We start from the raw sequence: 352 nt of genomic DNA, 5'->3' as shown, positions 1-352 counted from the left end.
AGAATAGACGAATATTACAGGCGTGTAATGGTCCATACCCTTCATAGTACTCAGAGGTGGGCATGAGGTTAGCGGCACCACCAGAATCTAGGACACCCTGGTGTGTTGCAAAACCTACATACTTCCCTCCGTACTGAATAGTGAAGTTCAGAATTGGGGCTTTAGGGGCAGATGTTTGAGGTATAGGCGAATAAGCATCATAGGTGTCATCGATAGCTGACAAGTCAGAGCAGGTATAATTCTGCCCGTCGTCCTTGTCCTCTATCTCCTCCTTTTCGTCAATTTGATCCTCATCCTTTTCTGCGTTAGATTCAAAGAAGTACATTCTCTTAGGTGATGGTGGTAGAAAGTG

General features: G+C 45.2%; 1 protein-coding gene. It reads right to left on the bottom strand.

Annotated elements, in window-relative coordinates; translation table 11 throughout:
• Positions 1–352, bottom strand: a 352-nt coding sequence (locus EIZ48_RS29345) for a hypothetical protein (protein WP_205298674.1), incomplete at both ends; no start/stop codon positions are given.

Origin of the sequence: Photobacterium alginatilyticum (assembly GCF_009910675.1) — a bacterium.
GTDB lineage: Bacteria > Pseudomonadota > Gammaproteobacteria > Enterobacterales > Vibrionaceae > Photobacterium > Photobacterium alginatilyticum.
This window is presented reverse-complemented; position numbering and strand designations above follow the sequence as displayed.